Genomic DNA, 22,951 nt, shown 5'->3' on the forward strand with positions numbered 1-22,951 from the left:
CGACGCTCGTACGGTGACCGCATGAGCACCCAGGTCATCGTCCTCAACGGCGGATCCAGCTCGGGCAAGTCGGCGATCGCCCGCGAGCTCCAGGCCGTGCTGCCCGAGCCCTGGCTCTCGCTCAGCATCGACACCCTTGTCGACGCGATGCCGGCCCGGCTGACGACCGGCGGCGACGGCATCGGGTTCGCCGACGACGGCGGCGTCGCCGTCGGGCGGGACTTCATGGCGCTGCAGGACGCCTGGATCGCCGGGCTCGTCGCCATGGCCCGTTCCGGCGCGCGCCTCGTGGTCGACGACGTGTTCCTCGGCGGCGCCGGGTCCCAGCGCCGCTGGCTCGACGCGCTGGGCGACGTGCCGACGCTCTGGGTGGGTGTGCGGTGCGACCCGGCGGTCGCCGCACGGCGCGAGGCCGCCCGGGGCGACCGCGTCGCGGGCATGGCCGCGCAGCAGGCCGACGTCGTCCACCGGGGTGTCCGGTACGACCTGGAGATCGACGCCACGAGCACCGGGCCCCTGGACGGTGCGCGGACCATCGCCGCACACCTGAGATCATCACGGGGTGACCGAGCAGACTGACGACTCCCTGACCCCACCCCGCGCCGTCCTCGTGGGGATCGTCGGCGGGTCGTTCTCCGGGCTGTTCGGTCTGGGCGGCGGCATCGTGATGGTCCCGCTCCTCACCTCGCTCGGCGGCCTCACGCAGCGCCGGGCCAGCGCCTACTCGCTCGCGGCGATCCTGCCGGCGGCGATCGTCGGCTCCATCCCGTACCTGACCCACCAGGCGGTCGACCTGATCTCGGCCGCGCTGCTCGTGGTGGGTTCCGTGGTCGGCGCCGCGTACGGCGCCCGGCTGCTCGCGCGCGTGCCGGAGACCCTCCTGCGCTGGCTGTTCGTCGGCGTGCTCGTGGCGGGCATCGTGCGGTCCCTGCTCGACGCGTTCGCCGACCCGCCGCTGGTCGACACCGCGCAGGGCATCCCCAGCCTGCTCGACGGCGCCGGCATGGTCGGGCTCGGCCTCGTCATGGGCATCGCGTCGGGCCTGCTCGGGATCGGCGGCGGCCAGATCGCCGTGCCGGGGCTGTCCGCCCTGTTCGACTTCGCCCCCGCGCTCGCCAAGGGCACCTCGCTGGTCGCGATGATCCCCACGGCCGTGTCCGGCACCTGGGTCAACGCCCGCAACGGCCTGGTGCACCTGAAGACGGCGGCGATCATCGGCCTGGTGGCGTCCGCGTTCTCGTTCGGTGGCGCGAGCCTGTCGGTGGTGCTGCCCGACAACGTGGCCTCGATCGCGTTCGCGGCGCTGCTCGTGTTCGCCCTGGTCCAGCAGGTCCGCAAGGCCCTGCAGAAGCGCTAGGCCCGGGCCAGGTCGGCCAGCACGGCCGCGCACTCCGCCGCCACGGCGACGGCGACGTCTCGCACCGTGTCGCCGTCGTGCTCCGGGACCACCCGCTGCACCGCGCCCTCGGCGAGCAGGTCGACCGCCCGCACGTGCTGGGCCTCGGCCATCTCGGCCGCGTGCGCGGTGTCCCCGTGCACGATGACGCTCGCCCCCTCGGGCGGCAGCGGCGACAGCCAGGCGTGCTCGGCCGCGATCACCGCCTGCGCGGGCAGCAGCGCGAGCGCCCCGCCGCCGCAGCCCTGGCCCAGGATCACCGACAGCGTGGGCACGGTCATCCGGGTGAGCGCGGCCATGCAGCGCGCGATCTCGCCGGCGAGCGCGCCCTCCTCGGCGGCCTGCGAGAGCTCGGCCCCAGGGGTGTCGATCACGGCGACCAGCGGCAGCCGCAGCTCCTCGGCCAGCCCCATCGCGCGCCGGGCCACGCGCAGCGCGGCCGGGCCCATCGGGGTGCTCTCGGTCTGCCGGGTCCGGTCCTGCCCGACGACCAGGCACGGCCGGCCGTCCAGGCGTGTGAGCGCGACCAGCATCGACTCGTCCCGCTCGCCCTCCTCCGTGCCGGACAGCCGCACGGTCCCCGACGCGCCGTGGCGCAGCAGGTCCCGCACGCCCACCCGGCCCTCGGCGCGGGTGCGCAGCACGGAGTCCCACGCGGACGTCGTCCCGGACGGCTCGCCCGTCCGGCGTGGCAGCGTGGACGACGACGGCGGGTCGACCAGCACCGCGAGCGCCCGTTCGACCAGCGCGGGCAGGCTCTCGGGCGTGACGACGCCGTCGAGCACGCCCTTGGCGGCGAGGTTCTCGGCGGACTGCACGCCGTCGGGCAGGGCCTCGCCCGTCAGGGCCTCGACCACCCGCGGGCCCAGGAACCCGATGAGGGCGCCCGGCTCGGCGACGGTGAGGTGGGCGAGCGAGCCCCAGGACGCGTAGACCCCGCCGGTCGTGGGGTGCCGCAGGTAGGCCAGGTAGGGCAGACCGGCGTCGCGGTGCGCCATGACGGCACGCGAGATCTCGACCATCCGGAGGAACGCGGGGGTGCCCTCCTGCATGCGCGTGCCGCCCGACGCCGTCGTGGCCAGCAGGGGCAGTCGCTCCGCCGTCGCACGCCGGACGGCGGTGGTGATCCGCCGCGCGGCGGCCCGGCCGATGGAGCCCCCGAGGAACCGGAACTCGTTGACGACGACCACCACGGGCCGCCCACGGACGTGCCCGCGCCCGGTGAGCACGGACTCGTCGGTGCCGGCCTTCTCGGCGGCGGCCGCCAGCACCGCGCGGTACCCGGCGGTGTGCCCGGAGGTGTCGACCGGCTCGTCCCAGGACTCGAAGCTGTCGGCGTCGAGCACCAGGTCGAGCAGCTCGCGCGCCGTCCAGCGGCGGGTCACGCGCCGGCCTCCGGTCCCGGGGCGGACGCCGTCGGCGCGGACGCCGACGGCCCGGCGGCGTCGAGCCCCGGCGCGCCCGGCCGCGCCGCCGCGTCGAGCCAGGCCCGGATCCGGGCCGCGTGCTCGTCCAGCACCGGCGGTGCGCGGTGCTCGCGCCGCGTGACCTCGGCGCCGTCGGCGTCGAAGAACCGCAGCGGCGGGCCCGGCAGGGTCAGGGTGCCGAGGCTCGTGTGCTCCACGTCCACGAGCAGCCCCTGGCTCGCGGTCTGCTCCCATGCGTACACCTCGTCGAGCGTACGCACCCGGCCCGCCGGGATCCCGGCGTCGGCGAGCCGCGTCAGCAGCGCGTCGGCGTCGTAGCGCTCGAACGCGTCCTCGACCACCTTGATCACCTGGTCGCGGCGGGCCACCCGCTCGGGGTTGCTCCGCATGCCCTCCGCGTCGGCGTCGAGCCCGAAGGCGAGGCAGAACCGCTGCCACAGCGCCTCGGACCCGACGGCTATCTGGACGGCGCCGTCACGGCAGCGGAACAGGCCGTACGGCGCGATCGAAGGGTGGTGGTTGCCCTGCGCGCGCCCCACCTCCCCGGCGACCGTCCACCGCGTGCCCTGGAAGGCGTGCACCCCGGTGACGGCGGCCAGCAGCGACGTGCGCACCACCTGGCCGGCGCCGGTCCGGTGCCGCTCGTGCAGCGCCGCCAGCACGCCGTACGCGCCGTAGATCCCGGCGAGCAGGTCGCCGATCGGTACGCCCACCCGCTGCGGGTCGTCCGGTCCGGAGCCGGTCAGGGACATCAGGCCGGCCTCGCCCTGGGCGATCTGGTCGTACCCGGCGCGGCCGCCCTCAGGACCGTCGTGCCCGAACCCGGTGATCGAGAGCACCACCAGGCGCGGGTTGCGCTCCAGCAGCGTCTCGACGCCCAGCCCGAGCCGGTCCAGGACGCCGGGCCGGAAGTTCTCCACGAGCACGTCGGCACGGTCGACGAGGCCGAGCAGGGTCGCCCGGTCGGCGTCGGCCTTGAGGTCGAGCGCTATCGACTCCTTGTTGCGGTTCGCGGACAGGAAGTACGTCGACTCGCGGGCGCCCTCCTCGCCGACGAACGGCGGGCCCCAGCCACGCGTGTCGTCGCCCCGGCCGGGCACCTCCACCTTGACCACCCGCGCGCCCAGGTCGCCGAGCATCATGGTCGCGTGCGGCCCGGCGAGGGCCCGGGAGAGGTCCACGACGACGACGTCGTCCAGGGGTCCGGTCATGGTGCTCACCAGCCCGGCAGGACGAGGATGGCCCAGACCAGCAGCGGACCCGCGAGGGTGACGATGATGGCGTAGTTGAGGATCTGCTTGTAGTAGGCCTGCTCGGAGATCGTGTCCGGGCGGTTGGCGAGCATCAGGGCTCCGTTCGTGGAGAAGGGGCTCACGTCGACGATGGTCGAGGAGACGGCCAGGGCGGCGGCCATGGCCCACGGGCTCACGCCGCCCCCGGCGATGAGCGGCACGGCGATGGGGATGATGACCGGCAGCAGCGCCGTCGACGACGCGAAGGCCGAGGCGATCCCGCCCACGTAGCACAGGACGAGCGCGCCGACGGCCGCGATGCCGAGGCCGGCGGCCCAGGTGCCGATGTACTCGGGAGCGCCCGCCTCGGTGAGGATCGCGGCGTAGGTGCTCACGCCCGCGACGAGCAGCACGGTGGGCCAGGCGATCTGCTTGACGGCGTCCTTGTGCTGGTGCGGGGACAGCATGGCCAGCGCGACGGCCGCGGTGATCGAGACGAAGCCGATGTTCTGGTCGAACGCGAGCGCGGTCGTGGCCACGGCGGCGAAGGCGACGAGGGTCAGCACGTGGTCGCGGCGCACGCCGAGACCGCGCGTGGTGGTCGAGACGCCCGCGCCCTGGCCGCTGACGGTGACGGAGGCGCCGCCCGCGTGCAGGTCGTCGACGAGGTGCCCGGACGCGTCGGCGGGGTCGACCCGCTCGTTCATGAGCTGGCGGCCGCCGAGCGCGAGGAACAGGACCACGGCCATCGCGGTGTTGATCGCGAGCGACGCGATGAAGACGCCCATCTCGGTGCCCTCGTAGCCGACGTCGGCCATGACCGAGTTGGTGATGGTGCCGTAGATGCTGATCGGGGAGAACCCGCCGCCCTGGGCCCCGTGCACCACGAACATGCCCATCATGAGCGGGTTGATCTTGTAGCGGCGGGCGAACCCGAGCGCGACCGGGCCGATGATGGCGCAGGCCGCGGGGCTGGCCGCGCCGATCGCGGTGAGCAGCGCGGTCACGGCGAACATGACCCAGGGGATGAGCGCCACCCGGCCGCCGACCGCCTGGACGGCCTTGGAGACGATGAGATCGACGGTGCCGTTGTTCTTGGCGATCGAGAACAGGTACGTGACGCCGACGAGCGTCAGGACGAGATCGGCGCTGATCCCGCCCAGCACCTCCTTCTCGTCCATGTTCAGGGCGAAGACGCCGACAAACCACGCCGCGACATAGGCGAGCGCGCCCATGTTGATCGGCAGGACTGTCCCGGCGACGAACAACGCGACGAGCGCGATGATCGCGATCCACTCAGGACCCATGAGAACTCCTCTGTCTCCATCGCGGCGGTCACCGTTGACCGACGAGGCACGATGGATCAGTGGCCTAGCCAATAGGCCAGTGTCCGTTCTGTCAAGTATCCTCAGGGAGTGACCCCGAAGGCTTCCGCCGAACTGCCGACCCCGCTGGCCCGCACCCGCCTCTACGAGCAGGTGGCGGAGCAGATCACCACGTGGATCAACCAGAACGGGCTGAAAGCCGGCGACCGGCTGCCCCCGGAGCGGGAGCTCGCAGCCCGGCTCGGCGTCAGCCGCGCGACCCTCAGCCAGGCGCTCGTCGCGCTCGAGGTGGTGGGCGTCGTGGTGGTGCGGCACGGCGACGGCACCGTGCTGACCGGCAGGCACAGCGAGAGCCGCATCGTCGAGGCCATCCGCGCGCACGCCGACCGCATGCCCGAGATCATCGACATCCGGGACGCGCTGGAGACCAAGATCGCCGCCCTGGCCGCGCAGCGCCGCACCGAGGACGACCTCGTCGCCATCGACGCGTCCCTCGACGCGATGGCGGCGTCCATCGAGCACGGGGACCGCGGCGTGGACGCCGACGAGCAGTTCCACGCGGCGGTGACCGCCGCCGCGCACTCCGACCTGCTGGCCCGGACCATGCGCGAGATCGCCAGCCTGATCCGGGAGAGCCGGATCGAGTCGCTCTCGCAGCCCGGCCGGCCCCGCAACTCCCTGACCGGGCACCGCGCCATCGCGGACGCCATCCGCGAGCGCGACCCGGCGGCCGCCGCCGCGGCCATGCACGCGCACGTCGAGATGGTCAGCGACGTGGCCCTGCTGCGGGACGACGAGCGGTGACCGGCTGGGAGCACCTCGCCGTGCTCGGCGCCGGCTTCGGAGCGGGTGTGCTGTCCACGACCGTCGGGGTCGCCTCGCTGCTGAGCTTCCCCGTGCTGCTGGCCGTGGGCCTGCCGCCCGTCGTCGCGAACGCGTCGAACACCGTGGGGCTCGTGCCCGCCGGGCTGAGCGGGTCGTTCGGCTACCGCCAGGAGCTGCGCGAGCACCCGCGCGTGGCCATGATCGTGCTCGTGACCTGCGCCGTCGGGTCCGTGGGCGGCGCGGTGCTGCTGCTCGCGCTGCCGCCGGGCGTGTTCGAGGCGATCGTGCCCTGGCTGATCCTGACCTCCTGCCTGCTGGTGGGCGTGCAGCCGTGGATCAGCCGGTGGCTGCGGCGCACCCGCGACGAGCCGACCCGCCTGCGGCACGGCATGTCCCCCGCCACGGTCGTGTTCTCGGTGCTGACCGGCGTGTACGGCGGCTACTTCGGCGCGGGCGCCGGCGTCATGATGGCCGCCGTGCTGGGGCTCGGGACCGACCTGGCGGTGCGGAACATCAACGCGCTGCGCACGGTGGCGCTGCTCGCCGCGAACCTCGTCGCCACGGTCATCTTCGTGGTCGTCGCCGACGTCGACTGGCTCGCGATCGGGCTGCTGGCCGCGGGTTCCGTGGTGGGCGGGTACGTGGGCGCGCGCATCGGCCGCAGGATGCCGCCCGGCGTGTTCCGGGTGCTCGTGGTGGTCGCGGGCGTGGTGACCGCCGTCGTCATGCTCTTCTGACCGGACCCACGCATGCACAATTATTGTGCATGACTCTTGTGCACAGGGATTGTGCATGCGTACTGTGCACGTATGACCGCTCCCCAGGACGACTTCCGCCTCAACCCCGAGGCCGTCAAGGTGCTCGCCCACCCGCTGCGCTCGCGCCTGCTCGGCGCCCTGCGGCGCGGCGGGCCCGCGACGGCCACCACGCTCGCCACGGCGCTCAGCACCAACACCGGCGCCACCAGCTACCACCTGCGCAAGCTGGAGTCCGTGGGCCTGGTCGCGGACACCGGCGACGGCACCGGCAAGCAGCGCCTGTGGCGCGCCTCCACGAGCTCCCACAGCTGGGCGCCCTCGGAGCTCTCCGTCGACGAGGACGCCGCCACCGCGCTGAGCTGGCTGCAGCGCGACTACCTGCGGCTCTTCAGCACCGAGTTCGGCCACTGGCTCGACGTCGCCGAGGCCTGGCCCAGCGAGTGGCAGGACGCCGCGGGCCAGGGCGACGCCTGGCTCGACCTGAACGCCGAGCAGCTCACGGCGCTCCGCGCGGACGTGGACCTGCTGCTCGAGCGGTACCGGGAGGCCGGGGGCGGCCCCGGCGCCCGCCGCGTCACGATCTGGCAGGCCGCCTTCCCGCTGGAGGCGGACGACATCCCGGGCGCGGACGGCGCCTCCGCCGGCACCTCCGCCGGCACGGATGACGGGACGGATGACCGGACAGACCGGCCATGACCCCCCTGACCCCGCGCCGCGCCCGGCAGGTCTTCCTGCTGCTGACCCTGACCCGCTGGTTCCCCGTCGGGCTGGTCGTCACGGTCACCACGCTGCTGCCGATCGAGCGCGGGCTGTCGGTGCCGCAGGCGCTCACGGCGCTGTCCGTCGCCGGCTTCGTCGTGTTCGCGCTGGAGCTGCCCACCAGCGGCCTCGCCGACTCCCTCGGACGGCGCCCGATGCTGGTCGCCGCCGCCGTGCTGCAGGTGGCGGCCGCCGCCCTGTTCCTCACCGCGCAGTCCTTCTGGGCCTTCGCCCTCGCCGCCGCGGTCACCGGCATCTTCCGGGCGCTCGACTCCGGCCCGCTGGAGGCCTGGTTCGTCGACACGGTGCACGCCACCGAACCGGGGGCCGACGTCGACCGCCCGCTCGCCGCGCAAAGCACCGTGCTCGGCGTCTCGATCGCCGCCGGCGCCCTCGTCTCCGGCGGGCTGGTCTGGTGGCACCCGCTGGGCGCGTGGTCCGCGCTCGTGCTGCCCTACGCGATCTACGGGGTGCTCTCGATCGTGCACCTGGTCGCCGTGGTCGTGCTGGTCCGCGAGGCGCCGCGCACGACGGCGCACCTCGCCGGAGCGGGCACGGCGGACGCCGCGGCCGACGCCGGGGTGGCCGGCCCCGGGGCGACACCGGCCCTGCCGCCGTCGCCGTCGTCGGACGAGCGGAAGGTGACCGCGCGGGTGCTGGACTCCGCGCGGCAGGCGCCCGGGGTGGTCCGCGACGGCCTGCGCCTCGCGCGGGACAACCGGGTGCTGCGCTGGCTGCTGATCGTCGAGGTGTTCTGGAGCGTGGGGATGGTGGTGTTCGAGACGTTCCAGCCGATCCGGCTGTCCGAGCTCCTGGGCGGCACCCAGGCCGGGGCCGCGGTCTCCGGGCCGGCGGCCGCCGCCGGCTGGGCGGTCTTCGCGGGCGGGGCAGCCCTGACGGGCCTGGCCACGCCCCGGCTCGGCGTGGCCCGGACGGCGATCATCGCGCGTGTGCTCAACGGGCTCGGGACGGTGTGGATGGGACTCGCGCTCGGTCCGGTCGGCCTGATCGCCGCGTACCTCGTGACCTACGGGCTGCACGGCGCGGGCGGGCCCGCCTACCAGGCGCTGCTGCACCGCGAGGCCGAGTCCCGCAACCGCACCACGGTGCTGTCGATGGCGTCGATGCTCGGGTTCGCCGCCTATTCGCTGGCCGCCCCCGCTCTCGGCTGGGCGGCGGGCCTGCTGTCCACCCAGGCGGCCATGGTCGTCGGCGGGGTGTTCAGCACGCTGGGCGCCCTGTGCTTCCTTCCCGCGTTGCGCCAGGAGCGCATGTTGTCTGGCCGCACGCGGCGCACGTCGGGCACACTGGCCGGGTGAACGACTGGACCGAGGACGTGCTGGGCGCGGGCTTCGACGCGCGGACGCTCCACCTCCCGGGCGGCGCCGAGGCCACCCTGATCCGCTACACGCCCGAGGGCGGGCCGGTGGTCGGACGCACGCCGGTGCTGTACGTCCACGGGTTCACCGACTACTTCTTCCAGCGGCACCTGGCCGAGGCCGTCGCCGGGCGGGGCTACCCGTTCTACGCCGTCGACCTGCGCGGTCACGGTCGCTCCATGGACGCGTGGACGGCGCTGGGCCGCGACGCCAACATGATCAACCGCCTGGAGCTCTACGCGCAGGACCTCGACGCCGCCGCCGCCGTGATCGCCGCGGACGGCCACACCGGGCTGGTGCTCCTGGGGCACTCGACGGGCGGCCTCATCACCTCGATGTACGCGAACGCGCGCCCCGACCGGGTGTCGGCCCTGGTGCTGAACAGCCCCTGGTTCGACCTCAAGGGCAGCTGGTCCGACCGCACCCTGGTCACCCAGGCCGTCTACGTGCTCGGCCGGGTCTCGCCCCGGCTGGTCGTGTCCCGGCTCGGCGAGGGCTACGGCCGGGCCCTGCACGTCACCTCCGGCGGCGAGTGGGAGTACGACCTGCGGTGGAAGCCGTACGCGGGGTTCCCGGTGCGGGCCGGGTGGCTGGCGGCGATCCGCCGCGGGCACCGCGCCGTCGGACGCGGGCTGTCCGTGCAGTGCCCGGTGCTCGTGTGCACCAGCGGCCGGACCGGGTCCGACGCCGGGGAGGTCGCCGAGCAGCTCGGCACGGACGTGGTGCTCGACGTCGCGCACATGCACGCGCGGGCGCCGAGGCTGGGGACGACCGTGGAGATCGCGGTGATCGAGGGCGGCGCCCACGACCTGGCGCTGTCCCCGAAGCCGGCCCGGGAGAAGTACCTGACCACGGTGCTGGACTGGCTGGACGCCAAGGTCTAAGGCTGGGCGGGTCCGACGGCCGGGTGCCACACCCTGACGGGCGAAACGCACATTCGGCATGAAACTGTGACCGATCCCTGGCGTGCCGCGGACCCGGATACCACCTGCCTCCGCCAGGCTTCCGCCCATGGAAGAGACGTGGGTACGTCATGCGCTGCGGCGTCTGCCCGACACCGTGTCCTGCCCTGCCTGCGGCGCGGCCCTCCACGACACCGTCTGCGGCACCTGCGCGCTCGACCTCGGCGGCCGGCGCGGGATCGACGTGCACGAGGCCTCGCTCGCCGTCGAGCGGGCCATCCGTGAGCGACAGCGGATCCTCGACGAGATGCGCGCCGAGCAGCCCGCCGCGGCCGCGTACGCCCGACGGGTGGCCGTCGCGGGCGGCTCAGCCGGTGCGGCGGCCGGGCTCGTGGGTGCTGGGGTCGGCAAGGCCGCCTCGGCGGCCACGCGCCCGACGACGGCGGTTACGGCCGCCCCGACGTCGGCCGGCGCGTCCGGCGCGTCCGGCGCGTCCGGCGCGAAGCCCAGGACCTCCGCCGGCGCGGGCGGGGCGGCCGGATCGGGTGCCGCGGCCTCGCCGGCCGGCCCCGTCGCCCACCCGGTCGCCAGCCCCGCCCGGCAGCCCAGCACCGTGGCCCTCCAGCCGATCCTCGCCGGGGTCGGCGCCGCGCTGGTCGCCGTCGCCGCGGTGGTCTTCGTGTTCTTCACGCTCGCCGACCAGCTCGTGCTGCGCACCGTCGCGACGCTCGCGGTCACGGTCGCCTCCGTGGTGGCGGCGGCGCTGATGCGCCGGGCCGGGCTGCGGTCGTCGGCGGAGGCCGTCGCGACCCTGGCCGTCGCGCTGGGCTGGGTGTGCGCGGAGCTCGGTCTGGAGGCCGGGCTGCTCGGCGGCGTCGCGCCGTTCCTCGCGCGCGCGGCCCTGCTCACGCTGCTCGCCCCGGCGCTCGTGCTGCTCGGCAGCCGGCTGCGGGTGCGGTCCTGGGTCGCCGCCGGAGCCGTCGCCGCACCGCTGGTCCCGCTGCTGCTCGCGGCGGGCCTGTCCGACGTCGGCCTGCCTCGCTGGGTCTGGATCCTCGCCCTGGTCGCGACGGGTCTCGTGGCGCACGGCGCGAGCGGCGCCCTGCTCCGGGCCGGCGAACGGCTCGACGCCACCCTCCGGTGGGAGTCGCGGGTGCTGGGCGTGGTCCGCACCGGCGCAGTGCCCGCGGCCCTGGTCACGACGTTCACGCTGCCCGACGTCGCCCCGCTGCCCTTCGCCGCCTGGTGGGCGGTCGTCGCGGTCGGCGCCGTCGCCGCCGGGCACGCCCTGCGGGTGCGGGCCTGGGTCACGACCGGCCTGGTCGCGGCGCCCTTCGCGGCGTTCCCGGCGGCGCTCGCCCTCTCGGACGACGACGGCACGCTGCCGTGGGCCGTCTGCGCGGGCGCGCTGCTGGTCGCCCTGGCCGCGCTGGCGGGGCCGCCGGTCGCCCGGGTCTCGGGCCCGCGCGTCGGCTCGGAGCTGCGGGTCGAGCTCCGGCTGCTGGAGGTGGCCCAGGCGCTGGGGGTGGGGCTGGCCGTCTGCACCGCGTTCCTGGTGCCGCCTGCCGGGTTCCTCGACGGCCTCCCGGGGGACGCCGGGACGGCGGCCGTGCTGGCGGTCGTCGCCGTCGTCGCCGCCGTGCTGCGGCGCGGCACGCACCGCCGCTGGTGGACCTTCACCGCCGGAGCGCTCGGCGCGGTCGCCGCCCTGTTCCTCACCGAGTGGGCGGGCATCGAGTTCCTGTGGGTGCTGCCCGCGGCGGCGGGCGTCGCGTGGGCGGTGCTCGCCGTGGCGCTGACCGCGCTGGTCGCGGCGGGTGTGCGGGGGCTCGTGCCCGCCGCCCGCACGCGCGCCGACCTGCTGCTCGCGGCGTGGCTCGTCGCGGTGCTCTCGGCCGTCCCGGCCCTGTGGCTGTCCGCGCTGCGCGTGCTGGAGGTGCTGACGGGTCCCCTCGGCGTCGCCCCCGCGCGGACGCCGGGCGAGGCTCCGCTCGGTGGCCCGTTCCTGCCGGCTGACGTCCGCGGGCTGAGCGTGCTCGGCGTGCTCGTGCTGGCCGCTCTGGTGCTGGCCGCCTCCCGGCTGGGCGTCGCGGCGGGTCGGCCAGACCGCCCGGCGGCCCCCCTGGTGCGGACCGCCCGGGGCCTCGCGCCGTGGGCGACGGTGGGTCTCGGCGTCACCGCCGCGCTGCACGCCCGGCTGGCCGCGGTGACGTCGCTCGCGCTGCTGGCGGTCCTCGCCGCCGTGCTGCTGGCGGCAACGGCCGAGCCGGCGCGCTCCTGGCGCGGGCTGCGCGCCGTCGTCACCGCCGTGCGGGCCGGGGCCGACGGCCTGCGCCGGGCCACGCGGCTCACCGTGCGGCTCGGCGGCTCCGCGATGAGCCCGCAGGAGGGTGCGACCTGGCGTCCGGCCGCGCTGACCGGAGCCTGTACCGCCCTCGTGCTGCTGACGGTCGGCTCGTGGCAGAGCCGACCCACGGTACTGGTGGCCGCCGCCGTCGTCGTGCCGCTGGCGCTGGCCGCGCGCGCGGCCCTGCCGCGCGTCTCGCACCCCGCCCTCGTCGGTGGCGCCTACGCGTACGCGCTGGTCGTGGGCGGTGTCTGGCTGGGATGGCTCGGGTTCGGCTGGGTCGCCGCCGTCTGCACCATGTCGGCCGCGGCCTCGCTGACGGCGGTCGCGGTGACCGTCGGCACGCGGGTGGCCCGCGCCGAGTGGTTCGCCGTGCTCGGCGTGACGGGCGTGCCGTTCGCGCTCGGGGTGTACACCGTGGTGCTCGACCGCACCTGGTGGTCCGCCGGCGCGGCCGCCGCGATGCTGCTCCTGGAGCTCGTGCTGCTGCTCACCCGGCGGACCGGGCTCGCGCCGGCCGTGCGCGTGCTGGCCGCGGGCCTGGTGCTGCCCACCACCGCGGTGGCGGTCGTGAGCACGGGCGCCATGCTGCTCCCGCTCAGCGGTTCGCCCGTGCTGCTGCCCGTCATCGCGGCGGCGGTCGCCGTCGTCGCGGGCGGGGCACCGCGCGTGGCCGGATTCCTCGCCCGCCGGGTGCCGGACGGCGGCGTCGTCGGCACGCTGGTGCGCGGGATGCTCGAGCTCAGCGCGGTGGTCACCGGCGCGATCACGATCGGCCTGGCCTACGGCCGCCCGGCCGCCGGGCCCGACGTCGCGGTGGCCGTGCTGCTCCTCCTCGCCGTCGGCGCCGGGGTCGTGGCACGCGAGCCCGACCGTACCCGCGTCTGGTGGGCCGCCGGCGCCCTCGCGACGGCGGCCGCCTGGACCGCGCTGGCCGACGGCGGCGTCCGGCTCGTCGAGGCGTACACCCTGCCGCCGGCCCTCGGCGCGGTGCTCGTCGGGGCGCTGCTCGCCCGGCGGTCCGGGACGCACGGCTGGCGGCTCGTCGCCGCGGGCCTCGTGCTCGCGCTGGTGCCGAGCGACCTGACGCTGGCCCTCGGCGCGGGCCCGGGCGACCCGCGCGCCTGGGTCCTGCTGGTGGCCGGCCTCGTCCTGACCCTCGCCGTCCTCGCGCTCCGGCGCCGGCCGATCGTGTCGGCCGGGTGGGCCGCACGGGCCCGGACCCTGCTGGCGGGCGCGGTGCTGCTCGCGGGTGCGGGCCTGACCGTCGAGTCCTTGCAGGTGGCGGCATCGACGGCGGGCGATCCGGCAGCGCGGTTCGTGACGGGTCTGGGCTGGGCCGTCGCGGCGGGTGCGCTCGCCCTCGTGACCGTCGGCGGCGCCCGGCCGGGCGCGCCGTCGGCCCGCCTGCGGCGCGCGATCGACACCGCGGGCCGCGTCCCCGCCCTGCTGTTCCTCACCGTGGGGGCGGTGGCGAACGCCGAACCGCACTGGGGTGCCATCGCGACCCTCTGGGTGCTGGAGGTCGCGCTGCTCGTGCTGCTGGTGGTGGTCGCGCGGCGGCTGCTGCGCGGGCACACCACGGGTGTCCCGTCCTGGGCCGTGTGGATGGGTGCGCTGGCCGCGGCCATCGCCGCGTGGAGCCCGCGGGAGCTGCGGGTCGAGGTGTTCTCCGTGCCGCTCGGGGTGGGCCTCGTCGTGGCCGGCTGCTTCGCGCTCGGCGAGTGGGAGGCGCGCACCAAGGTGGGCGGGCCCGACTCGGCGCGGGTGCCGCGGCGCACCCTCGTGGGCTGGCCGGTGGGCTGGACGGGCTCGTGGGCGCTGCTGGGCCCCGGGATCCTGGCCCTGCTCGGGCCGTCGGTGCTCGCGACCTTCACGGACCCGCAGACGTGGCGGGCCGTGCTGGTGGTCGGCGTGGCGCTGACCGGGGTGCTGGTGGGGTCCCGCCGCGGGCTCGCGGCGCCGTTCCTGCTGGGGGTCTGGGTGCTGCCGGTCGAGGTGCTGATCGTGTTCGTCAGCCAGCTCGGCACCGAGATCTCCGCGGTGCCGTGGATGCTCACGCTCGCGGCGGCCGGCGGGGTGCTGCTCATCATCGCCACCCTGGACGAGCGGCGGACCGAGGGGTACGGGGGTGCGGCGGCGTACCTCCGGGACCTGCGGTGAGCAGGACGCGGATCCCGGGCGCCGGACACGGCCGCCCGGGGCGCGGCGGGCATGGTGGGATGGCGCCATGCAGCACGATCTCCACCTCGCCGCCCACGGCGTCCGCCTCGTACCGCTGACGCGCGACCACGCGCCGGCCCTGGCCGGGCTGGTCGACACCCAGCTCTGGGCCGGCATGACCAGCGCCCTCCCCGACTCCGTCCCGGCGATGGAGACGTACGTGGACGCCGCCGTCGCGGCGCAAGACCACCTCGCCTTCGCGGTGCTCGGGTCCGACGGCGAGGTGCGCGGGTCGACCCGGTTCTACGAGCTCAACGCCGGGCAGCAGCGGGTCGAGATCGGCTCGACGTTCTACGGACGGGACTGGTGGGCGGGCGTGACGAACCCCGCGTGCAAGCTGATGCTGCTGCGACACGCCTTCGAGGAGCTGGGACTGCGGCGCGTGGCACTGCGGTGCGACGCGCGGAACACGCGGTCCCGTGCGGCGATCCTCAAGCTGGGCGCCCGCGAGGAGGGCAGGCTGCGCGCGCACCGGGTGGCCCCCGACGGTTCCGAGGGCGACACCCTCTACTTCTCGGTGCTGTCCGACGAGTGGCCCGGCGTCCGCGAGGGCCTCGAGGGGCGCCTGGCGGCCCTCACCGCCGTGTCCGAATCCCGCTAGCCGTCGCGTCCGGACGGGGCGCAGGATGGTGGGCATGACCGACGTCGAGCTCCGCGATCCCGCGTTCACCGAGCGCTACCGCGCCATCGCCGCGCGCGACTCCCGCTTCGACGGGCAGTTCTACACCGCGGTCCGCACCACCGGCATCTACTGCCGGCCCTCCTGCCCGGCGCGCACGCCGAAGGCCGAGAACGTCTCGTTCTACCTGACCTCCGCCGCCGCGCACGAGGCCGGCTTCCGCGCGTGCAAGCGATGCCTCCCCGAGGCCGCACCGGGCACGCCCGCGTGGGACCTGCGCCGCGACCTCACGGGCCGCGCCATGCGCCTGGTGGCCGACGGCGTGGTCGACCGCGAGGGTGTGTCCGGCCTCGCGCACCGCCTGGGGTACTCCGAGCGCCAGCTCCACCGGCTGCTGGTCAGCGAGCTGGGCGCGGGGCCGCTGGCCCTCGCCCGGGCGCAGCGCGCGCAGACGGCCCGCACCCTCCTGGTCGGCACCTCGCTGCGCCTGGCCGACGTCGCGTTCGCCGCCGGGTTCGGCTCGATCCGGCAGTTCAACGACACCGTGGCCGAGGTCTTCGGCGCGACGCCGTCGGAGCTGCGCGCCCGCGCCCGGCGCCCGGCGCGGGGTTCGGGCGGCGCGGCGCGCTCGCGCGGCCCGGGCTCGGCCCGTGTGCCCGTCCGGATCTCCCTCACGCTGCCCGTGCGCGAGCCGTTCGACGCGCGCGGCGTGCTGGAGTTCCTGGCCGTCCGCGCGATCGAGGGGGTGGAGTTCGCGGACCTGGGCCCGGCGGGCCCGGTCGATGCGGAGGGGACGACCCGGTCGGCCGACGCCGGCGCGCACGTGCTCCGGTACGCCCGCACCGTCGTGCTGCCGCACGGCCCGGGGGCGTTCGAGGTGCGGGTGCCCCGGCCCGGCAGCGGCCGCGTCGACCTGGACCTCGAGCTCGCCGACCTCGCGGACGCGCCGGTCGCCGTCGCGCGCGTGCGGCGGCTGCTGGACCTCGACGCCGACCCGGTCGCCGTCGACTCCTCGCTCGCGGCCGACCCCGTGCTCGCGCCGTCGGTCGAGGCGGTGCCCGGGATCCGGGTGCCCGGCACGCTGGACCCGGCCGAGCTGCTGGTCCGCGCGATCGTGGGCCAGCAGATCAGCGTCGCCGCGGCGCGCACGCACCTGTCACGCCTCGCGAAGGGCGTCGGCACGCCGTACGTCTCGGCGTTCGAGGGGCTCACCCTGCTGTTCCCGACACCGCGCCAGATCGCCGGCCCTCCCGGTTCGCAGGACGCCGCCGCGTACCTCCGGCTGCCCGCCAGGACGCTGGCGACCGTGCTCGGCGCGGCCCGGGACCTCGCGGACGGGACCCTCACGCTGAGCGTCGGCGACGACCCCGACGACCTGCGGCGGCGCCTGGTCGCCCGGCCGGGCATCGGCCCGTGGACGGCCGGGTACGTGGCGCTCCGCGTGCTCGGTGACCCGGACGTGCTCATGGACGGCGACGTCGCGCTGCTCGCCGGGGCCCGCAACCTCGGGCTGGTCTCCGCCGAGGAGTCCCGCCCCCACCAGTTCAAGGAGCTCGCCCTGCGCGGCGCGGCCTGGGCGCCCTGGCGCTCCTACGCCGCGATGCACCTCTGGCGCTCCGCCTGACAGCTCGATCTCCCGGAAGGAAGAACATGAAGACCACGACCCTCACCACACCGGACGGCCCCTTCAGCGTCGTCGTCGCGGCGGTCCCCGCCGTCGACGGCGGGCACCCCGCGGGCGAGACGCGGGAGCAGGTGCTGGCCGCCGGCTGGACGGACAACGTCGACGCGCTCCTCGCCCTGGTCCACCCCACCCTGCGCCCGTCCGGCGACGTCCGGGACACGCACCCGACGGGACTGCTCGCGGAGGCCGCGGACGCCGTCCGCGCCTACTACGACGGCGACCACGGGGCGCCCGGGCGCGTCCCGGTGCTGCAGGCGAGCGGACCGTACCGGACGCACGCGTGGGACGTGCTGCGCGAGGTGAAGGCCGGTGAGCGGCTGACGTACAGCGAGTACGCGGCCCGGACCGGACGGCCGGCGGCCGTCCGCGCGGCGGCCGGGGCGTGCGCCATGAACGCGGCGGCACTGTTCGTGCCGTGCCACCGCATCCTGCGCACGGACGGCACGCTCGGCGGGTTCCGCTACGGGCTGCCGGTCAAGGAGAGCCTGCTGGCCCGCGAGGCGATCGCGGGGTGACGTTCGAGGCCCGGGTTGCTCCGCCGTGAGCGATGTCAGAGCGGAGAGACCCGGGCCTCGAAGGGGACGGCGGCGTCAGCCCTTGACCGAACCCGCCAGCAGGCCGCGCACGAAGTAGCGCTGCAGCGACAGGAACACGATCAGCGGCACGATCATCGAGATGAACGCACCGGCCGACAGCACGTGCCAGTCACCACCGCGCGAACCCGCGAGCTCGGCCACCCGGACCGTGAGCGGGAACGTGTTCAGGTCACCCATGACCAGCGCGACCAGCAGGTCGTTCCACACCCACAGGAACTGGAAGATGGCGAACGCCGCGAGCGCCGGGGTGAGCAGCGGCAGCACCACCCGGAAGAACACCTGCACGTGGCCGGCGCCGTCCATCCGCGCGGCCTCGACCAGGGACCTCGGGATCTCCTTCATGAAGTTGTGCAGCAGGAAGATCGCCAGCGGCAGCGCGAAGATCGAGTGCGACAACCAGATGGTCCAGAACGAGCCGTTGATGCCCAGGTCCACGTAGGCCGACAGCAGCGGCACGAGCGTGATCTGGATCGGCACGATCTGCAGGGCGAACACCGCGATGAACAGGAAGTCCGCGCCCTTGAAGTCGACCCAGGCGAACCCGTACGCGGCCAGGAGCGCCAGGGTGATCGGGATGAACACCGCGGGCAGCGTGACCACGAACGAGTTCACGAAGAACACGATCAGGTTGGTCGACCCGTCGAACAGCGCGGTCTCGTAGTTCTGCAGCGAGAACACACCCTCGCCGGCGAACGCCGAGCCGAACACCGTCCACCAGCCGCTCTGCCGGATGTCCAGCTCCGGCCGGAACGACGTGATGAGCAGACCGACCGTCGGGATGGTCCAGAGGATGGCGATGACGACGGCGAGCGTGCTCGCCCACGGGTTGGACAGCGCCTTGCGTGCCTTGCGGGCACGGCCGCTGATGTCGGCCTTCGACCGGGGCACCTCGGGTGCCGCGTCGGCTGTCTTCACGGTGCTCATCGGACATCCTCCGAGAGGCGCTGCTGGCGCACGTTGTAGATGATCACCGGGATCACGATGACGAACAGCAGCACGGCCAGCGCCGCGCTCAGGCCCGCCTCGTTCTGCCGGAACCGCTGGTCGTAGAACTCCAGGGCCACGATCGAGGTGTTGAACTGGCCTGCCGTCATCGTTCTGACGATGTCGAACGTCTTGAGCGTCGTCATCGCGATGGTGGTGAGCACGACGACCAGGGCGGGCCGGATGCTCGGGATGGTGATGCGCCAGAACATGCCGACACCGGAGACGCCGTCCAGCCGCGCGGCCTCGACGATGTCGTCGGGGATCGCCTTGATGGACGCCGACAGCAGCGTCATCGCGAAGCCCGCCTGGATCCAGATGAACACCACCATGATCAGGAAGGTGTTCAGCGGCCGGCTGAGCAGGAACTGCTGCGGCTCGCCGCCCAGCCAGACGATGAACTGGTTGAGCAGGCCGGTCTGGTTCACGCCTGCGGGCTTGAACTCGTAGACGAACTTCCAGATGATCGACGCGCCCACCATGGAGATGGCCATGGGGAGGAACACGAGCCCCTTGGCCAGCGCCTCGAACCGGCTCTTGTCGACCAGGTAGGCGTAGACGAGGCCGAGGAACGTGGCGACCAGTGGCGCGACCAGCACCCAGAGCGCCGTGTTGCCGAGCACGATGAGGAACTGCGGCTCGGTGAAGGCTCGGATGTAGTTGTCCAGGCCCACGTACTCCGTGCTGTTGCGGTTCATGAACGAGTTGATGATGGTGCGGATCGCCGGGTACACGAGGCCGATCGTGAGGAGCAGCAGCGCCGCGCCCACGAACCCGAAGCCGACGAACCAGCGGGAGGGATTACGTGGCCGGTCGACCACGAAGAGGATGATGCCCATCAGCGCGACGAACAGCACGATCGCGATGATCATCAGCAGAAACTTGTGCCCGGTGTCATCCCCGGCATACAGCAGCCAGTCCATGGCTATCTCCTGTCGCTGTCCTGGTCCGGTCTTCCTTGACTGGTCCAGCCCTCAGCCTAGGACGGCGGAGGCGTGGGACTCGAAGTCCCACGCCTCCGCGCGTCATGGTCGAGGGCCGGGCGTCAGTTCGACGGCCAGGAGTCCTCGATCCGGTCGGTGACCTGCTGGCTGCTCAGGTCGCTGGCGAACCACTCGGTGATGCCGTTCCAGAACGAGTCGGTCCCGACCGCGGCCGGCATGAGGTCCGAGGCGTCGAACCGGGCCACGGTGGCCGGGTCGGCGAGGATCTCGGCGGAGAGCCGGTCGAAGTCCGTCGCGAGCAGCTCCTGGTCGAGACCGCTGTTGGCGCTCACCCAGCCGCCGGCCGGCGTGGCGGCGGCCTTGGCGTTGGCCCAGTCCGCGCTCGACAGGTAGGTCTGGAAGGCCTGCACCTCGGGACGGTCGGCGAACGCGCCGATGAACTCGCCGGCGACCAGCGTCGGCTTCTCGTCGGCCGTCTGCGCCGGCAGGTAGAACGCGTAGACGTCGCCGTCCGGGGCCACCTCGGTGCCCTCGGGCCACTGCGTCTGGTAGAAGTTCGCGGCGCGGTGCATCCAGCAGTTGCCGTCCAGGATCGGGTAGCCCGCGTCGGTCCAGGTTGCCGTGGCGATCGAGTCGACGCCGCCCAGGCCGCCGTTCACGTAGTCCGGGTTCTTGAGGATCTCGCCCGCGGTGTCGAACGCGTCGACGATCTGCGGGTCGTTGAACGGGATCTCGTGGGTGTACCACTGGTCGTAGACGTCCGGACCCGCCGTGCGGAGCACGACGTCCTCGATCCAGTCGGTGCCCGGCCAGCCGGTGGCGTCACCGGACTCCACGCCCGCGCACCACGGGCGGGTGGCGCCCTCGTTGCCCTCGGCGATGGTGGCGGTGAGCTCCATCAGCTCGTCCCAGGTCGTCGGGACCTCGTAGCCCGCCTCCTCGAACATCGAGGGCGAGTACCAGACGTACGACTTGACGTTGGAGCCCAGCGGCGCGGCGTAGAACGTGCCGTCGACCGTGCCGTACTCCTTCCACTCCGGGGCCCAGCCCTCGTCGACGTTGGCCTCGACCTGCTCCGGGGCCGGGAGGACCGCGTCGTAGTCGTTGACCAGCGTCTGGAGCAGACCCGGCTGCGGCAGGATCGCGATGTCCGGCGGGTTGCCGGCCTGGACGCGGACGGGAAGCTGCGCCTCCATCTCGCGCGAGCCCTCGTAGTTGATCGTCACGCCGGTGCAGTCCTCGAACGGCTTGTACGACGCCGTCTGGGTCTCCGCCTCCGGCTCCACGATCGTCGTGTAGACACTGACCTCGGTGCCCTCGAGGTCACCGAACTCCTCGTAGGCGGCGCAGTCGATCGTGGCCTGGGTGGCCTCGCCGCCGCCGTCCTCGCCCCCGCCGTCGTCTGTGTCGGCACAGGCCGCCAGGACCAGGGCCAGGCTCGCGCCGGTCGCCGCCAGGGCGACCGCTCGGCGCTTGGAAGCCATCCGGATAGTCATCTCGTGCTCCTCCACTGCTTCGTGGGCTCAGAACCCTCTGACTTGCGGGTACGGACCGGCAGACTGCCGGGTTGCCCGCCCTCAACGCAACCGTGGTTCTCGATCCAATGCAAGCCCATACAGCATCACCTTGCATTACGAAATCGTTGCAATCCCACCCGTCGTCCAAGACGGGTGAAACGCCCGGTACGCCACGCGCAAGGTGGCCGCTCGCTCCCGCACGGCGTGCGGGTGGCGGGACGTAGGCTTGTGCCGCCAGATCACTGGTGCCCCTACGGAAGGACGGACATGATCGAGCTGAGGACGCCGCGCGAGATCGAGGAGATGCGCCCGGCGGGACGCTTCGTCGCCGACGTGCTGCTCGCCGTCCGCGAGGCCGCGGGCGTCGGGGTGAACCTCCTCGAGCTCGACGAGATCGCGCACAAGATGATCCGCGACCAGGGCGCCGAGTCGTGCTACATCGACTACCACCCCTCGTTCGGCGCGATGCCGTTCGGCAAGGTCATCTGCACCTCGGTGAACGACGCCGTGCTGCACGGCCTGCCCTACGACTACGCGCTGCAGGACGGCGACCTGCTGTCGATCGACTTCGCGGCGTCCGTGAACGGCTGGGTCTCCGACTCGGCGCTGTCGATCGTGGTGGGCGAGCCCGACCCGGCCCGCGCCGAGCGGGACGCCAAGCTGATCCGCACCACCGAGGTGGCGCTGGAGGCCGGTATCGCCGCCGCGCAGCCGGGCAAGAAGATCGGCGACATCTCCTCGGCGATCGCCGAGGTGGCGCACGCCGCCGGCTACTCGGTGAACACCGACTTCGGCGGCCACGGCGTGGGCCGCACCATGCACGGCGACCCGCACGTGCCGAACAACGGCCGGGCGGGCCGTGGCTTCCCGCTCAAGCCGGGCCTGGTGATCGCGGTCGAGCCGTGGTTCCTGGAGACCACGGACGAGATCTTCACCGACCCCGACGGCTGGACGCTCCGCTCGGCGGACGGCTCGCGCGGCGCCCACTCCGAGCACACGATCGCGATCACGCCGGACGGCCCGCTCATCCTGACGGCGCGCTGACGAGCGCGCGCTGACAAGCCCACGTGTCAGACGCTCAGGTCACCGGAGTGACCTGGGCGTCTGACACGGTGCTAGATCAGGGTCTTCAGCGCCTGGATCACGCCGTGCTGCGAGATGTCGCCCACGGTCTCGTTCGCGATCGCCTTCACGGCGGCAGGAGCGTGGCCCATCGCGACGGCGCGGGCGGCCCAGCTCAGCATCTCGATGTCGTTCAGGCCGTCGCCGACGGCGAGCGTGTTGTGCCGCGGGACGCCGAGCGTGGAGCGGATGTTCTCCAGCGACGTCGCCTTGCTCAGGTGCCGCGGGGTCACGTCGATCCAGTCGGGCCCGGCCTCCGTGGCGGTCACGCCGTGCCGGCGCAGCGGTTCCAGCAGGTCCAGCACGTTCGGCCCCCGCAGGATCGCGCGCGAGGCGGGCATCATGCCCAGCTCGTCGATGCCGACCACACGCTGGGCGCCGTTGACCTCGTGCGGCTCGAACAGCCGGTTCACGCGGTAGCCGATGCCGATCTCCTCGACGCCGATCTGCACGTCGGGGAACCGGCTCAGTGCCATCCGGACCACGGGACCGACGTCGAACGTCAGGACGTCCTCGAGCATGTAGCCGTTGGTGCACGTGGCGCAGAGCCGCGCCGTGACCGCCCCGTTGGAGGCGACCACCCAGCCGTCGGTGATGCCGAGCTCCTTGGCCACGGGCAGGATCCCCGTCAACGACCGTCCCGACGCCAGGACCACGTGATGCTTCCGGCCACGCACGAGCTGCACGGCCAGAACCGTCGGCCCGGGCACGGGCTGCCCGGTGACCAACAGGGTCCCGTCGATGTCGAGGGCGACCAGGTGAGGCGCGTCGTTGCGCACTCGCATGGACACCGATTGGTCGTCCAGGATCATCACGTACCCCCATGGCACCGTGAGCGCCGTCACCCTTCGACGGATCGCGCCCAAATGTACAGGCATTCGCCCTGTGATCCATACCTTTGCACGGATAACT

General features: G+C 74.0%; 19 protein-coding genes. 12 read left to right on the forward strand and 7 right to left on the reverse strand.

The window, feature by feature from the left end; translation table 11 throughout:
- The first annotated feature begins 21 nt into the window (after positions 1–21).
- Together cpt and AB0I29_RS17265 are read left to right on the forward strand one after the other, a co-directional pair.
- On the forward strand, positions 22–579 hold the full coding sequence (cpt, locus tag AB0I29_RS17260; protein WP_357483577.1) for a chloramphenicol phosphotransferase CPT: 558 nt from the start codon (positions 22–24) through the stop codon (positions 577–579).
- Entirely contained in the window at positions 563–1,357 is a 795-nt protein-coding gene (locus tag AB0I29_RS17265; protein WP_357483580.1) for a sulfite exporter TauE/SafE family protein, read from the forward strand. The genes cpt and AB0I29_RS17265 overlap by 17 nt, the downstream gene beginning before the upstream one ends.
- On the opposite strand, the gene AB0I29_RS17270 is transcribed toward AB0I29_RS17265, so the two are convergent.
- Genes AB0I29_RS17270 through AB0I29_RS17280 form a run of 3 tightly spaced genes read right to left on the reverse strand, consistent with a single transcriptional unit; the run spans position 1,354 to position 5,362 of the window.
- Positions 1,354–2,781: a carboxyl transferase domain-containing protein gene (locus AB0I29_RS17270; protein WP_357483583.1), complete on the reverse strand. Its 1,428-nt coding sequence runs from the start codon at positions 2,779–2,781 to the stop codon at positions 1,354–1,356. The two genes, AB0I29_RS17265 and AB0I29_RS17270, sit on opposite strands and share 4 nt — an antisense overlap.
- Positions 2,778–4,034, reverse strand: a complete 1,257-nt coding sequence (locus AB0I29_RS17275) for a CoA transferase (RefSeq protein WP_357483586.1) — start codon at positions 4,032–4,034, stop codon at positions 2,778–2,780. Before AB0I29_RS17275 ends, AB0I29_RS17270 begins: the two co-directional genes overlap by 4 nt.
- A 5-nt stretch (positions 4,035–4,039) precedes the next feature.
- On the reverse strand, positions 4,040–5,362 hold the full coding sequence (locus tag AB0I29_RS17280; RefSeq protein ID WP_285101836.1) for an SLC13 family permease: 1,323 nt from the start codon (positions 5,360–5,362) through the stop codon (positions 4,040–4,042).
- Positions 5,363–5,470: 108 nt separating this feature from the next.
- Between AB0I29_RS17280 and AB0I29_RS17285 the strand changes: the two genes are divergently transcribed.
- From AB0I29_RS17285 to AB0I29_RS17325, 9 genes are all read left to right on the forward strand, one after another.
- The gene (locus AB0I29_RS17285; RefSeq protein ID WP_285101835.1) at positions 5,471–6,184 is read left to right on the forward strand and encodes an FCD domain-containing protein; all 714 of its coding nucleotides are present in this window, start codon (positions 5,471–5,473) and stop codon (positions 6,182–6,184) included.
- Complete coding sequence (locus tag AB0I29_RS17290) at positions 6,181–6,942, forward strand: sulfite exporter TauE/SafE family protein (protein ID WP_285101834.1); 762 nt, start codon at positions 6,181–6,183, stop codon at positions 6,940–6,942. Before AB0I29_RS17285 ends, AB0I29_RS17290 begins: the two co-directional genes overlap by 4 nt.
- 72 nt (positions 6,943–7,014) lie before the next feature.
- Positions 7,015–7,659 (forward strand): helix-turn-helix domain-containing protein, encoded by a 645-nt coding sequence (locus AB0I29_RS17295; RefSeq protein WP_357483591.1) that lies wholly within the window; start codon positions 7,015–7,017, stop codon positions 7,657–7,659.
- A complete protein-coding gene (locus AB0I29_RS17300; protein WP_357483594.1) occupies positions 7,656–9,041 on the forward strand; it encodes an MFS transporter in 1,386 nt (461 codons plus the stop codon). Before AB0I29_RS17295 ends, AB0I29_RS17300 begins: the two co-directional genes overlap by 4 nt.
- Positions 9,038–9,985: an alpha/beta hydrolase gene (locus AB0I29_RS17305; protein ID WP_357483597.1), complete on the forward strand. Its 948-nt coding sequence runs from the start codon at positions 9,038–9,040 to the stop codon at positions 9,983–9,985. Before AB0I29_RS17300 ends, AB0I29_RS17305 begins: the two co-directional genes overlap by 4 nt.
- A gap of 127 nt (positions 9,986–10,112) precedes the next feature.
- A complete protein-coding gene (locus AB0I29_RS17310) occupies positions 10,113–14,513 on the forward strand; it encodes a hypothetical protein (RefSeq protein ID WP_357483600.1) in 4,401 nt (1,466 codons plus the stop codon).
- 67 nt (positions 14,514–14,580) lie between these two features.
- Entirely contained in the window at positions 14,581–15,174 is a 594-nt protein-coding gene (locus AB0I29_RS17315) for a GNAT family protein (RefSeq protein WP_357483603.1), read from the forward strand.
- 34 nt (positions 15,175–15,208) lie between these two features.
- A complete protein-coding gene (locus AB0I29_RS17320) occupies positions 15,209–16,816 on the forward strand; it encodes an Ada metal-binding domain-containing protein (RefSeq protein WP_357483606.1) in 1,608 nt (535 codons plus the stop codon).
- Between the two features lie 26 nt (positions 16,817–16,842).
- Positions 16,843–17,391: a methylated-DNA--[protein]-cysteine S-methyltransferase gene (locus tag AB0I29_RS17325; RefSeq protein ID WP_357483610.1), complete on the forward strand. Its 549-nt coding sequence runs from the start codon at positions 16,843–16,845 to the stop codon at positions 17,389–17,391.
- Between the two features lie 75 nt (positions 17,392–17,466).
- Here the strand turns inward: AB0I29_RS17325 and AB0I29_RS17330 are convergent, their stop codons facing one another.
- From AB0I29_RS17330 to AB0I29_RS17340, 3 genes are all read right to left on the reverse strand, one after another.
- On the reverse strand, positions 17,467–18,396 hold the full coding sequence (locus AB0I29_RS17330) for a carbohydrate ABC transporter permease (RefSeq protein WP_285101826.1): 930 nt from the start codon (positions 18,394–18,396) through the stop codon (positions 17,467–17,469).
- On the reverse strand, positions 18,393–19,379 hold the full coding sequence (locus tag AB0I29_RS17335; protein WP_357483615.1) for a sugar ABC transporter permease: 987 nt from the start codon (positions 19,377–19,379) through the stop codon (positions 18,393–18,395). Before AB0I29_RS17335 ends, AB0I29_RS17330 begins: the two co-directional genes overlap by 4 nt.
- 122 nt (positions 19,380–19,501) lie before the next feature.
- Positions 19,502–20,896, reverse strand: a complete 1,395-nt coding sequence (locus AB0I29_RS17340; protein ID WP_357483618.1) for an ABC transporter substrate-binding protein — start codon at positions 20,894–20,896, stop codon at positions 19,502–19,504.
- Positions 20,897–21,184: 288 nt separating this feature from the next.
- Between AB0I29_RS17340 and map the strand changes: the two genes are divergently transcribed.
- Entirely contained in the window at positions 21,185–21,961 is a 777-nt protein-coding gene (map, locus tag AB0I29_RS17345) for a type I methionyl aminopeptidase (protein ID WP_285101823.1), read from the forward strand.
- 71 nt (positions 21,962–22,032) lie between these two features.
- Here the strand turns inward: map and AB0I29_RS17350 are convergent, their stop codons facing one another.
- On the reverse strand, positions 22,033–22,824 hold the full coding sequence (locus AB0I29_RS17350; RefSeq protein ID WP_285101927.1) for an HAD family hydrolase: 792 nt from the start codon (positions 22,822–22,824) through the stop codon (positions 22,033–22,035).
- Positions 22,825–22,951 lie beyond the last annotated feature (127 nt).

The organism is Promicromonospora sp. NPDC050262, from assembly GCF_040655935.1.
Lineage (GTDB): Bacteria > Actinomycetota > Actinomycetes > Actinomycetales > Cellulomonadaceae > Promicromonospora.

What these genes read in the sequence shown, in the direction of transcription:
- cpt (WP_357483577.1), top strand. Translation starts at nt 22, where the DNA reads ATGAGCACCCAGGTCATCGTCCTCAACGGCGGATCCAGCTCGGGCAAG.
- AB0I29_RS17275 (WP_357483586.1), bottom strand. Translation starts at nt 4,034, where the DNA reads ATGACCGGACCCCTGGACGACGTCGTCGTCGTGGACCTCTCCCGGGCC.
- AB0I29_RS17280 (WP_285101836.1), bottom strand. Translation starts at nt 5,362, where the DNA reads ATGGGTCCTGAGTGGATCGCGATCATCGCGCTCGTCGCGTTGTTCGTC.
- AB0I29_RS17295 (WP_357483591.1), top strand. Translation starts at nt 7,015, where the DNA reads ATGACCGCTCCCCAGGACGACTTCCGCCTCAACCCCGAGGCCGTCAAG.
- AB0I29_RS17300 (WP_357483594.1), top strand. Translation starts at nt 7,656, where the DNA reads ATGACCCCCCTGACCCCGCGCCGCGCCCGGCAGGTCTTCCTGCTGCTG.
- AB0I29_RS17310 (WP_357483600.1), top strand. Translation starts at nt 10,113, where the DNA reads ATGGAAGAGACGTGGGTACGTCATGCGCTGCGGCGTCTGCCCGACACC.
- AB0I29_RS17315 (WP_357483603.1), top strand. Translation starts at nt 14,581, where the DNA reads ATGCAGCACGATCTCCACCTCGCCGCCCACGGCGTCCGCCTCGTACCG.
- AB0I29_RS17320 (WP_357483606.1), top strand. Translation starts at nt 15,209, where the DNA reads ATGACCGACGTCGAGCTCCGCGATCCCGCGTTCACCGAGCGCTACCGC.
- AB0I29_RS17325 (WP_357483610.1), top strand. Translation starts at nt 16,843, where the DNA reads ATGAAGACCACGACCCTCACCACACCGGACGGCCCCTTCAGCGTCGTC.
- AB0I29_RS17330 (WP_285101826.1), bottom strand. Translation starts at nt 18,396, where the DNA reads ATGAGCACCGTGAAGACAGCCGACGCGGCACCCGAGGTGCCCCGGTCG.
- AB0I29_RS17335 (WP_357483615.1), bottom strand. Translation starts at nt 19,379, where the DNA reads ATGGACTGGCTGCTGTATGCCGGGGATGACACCGGGCACAAGTTTCTG.
- AB0I29_RS17340 (WP_357483618.1), bottom strand. Translation starts at nt 20,896, where the DNA reads ATGACTATCCGGATGGCTTCCAAGCGCCGAGCGGTCGCCCTGGCGGCG.
- map (WP_285101823.1), top strand. Translation starts at nt 21,185, where the DNA reads ATGATCGAGCTGAGGACGCCGCGCGAGATCGAGGAGATGCGCCCGGCG.
- AB0I29_RS17350 (WP_285101927.1), bottom strand. Translation starts at nt 22,824, where the DNA reads ATGCGAGTGCGCAACGACGCGCCTCACCTGGTCGCCCTCGACATCGAC.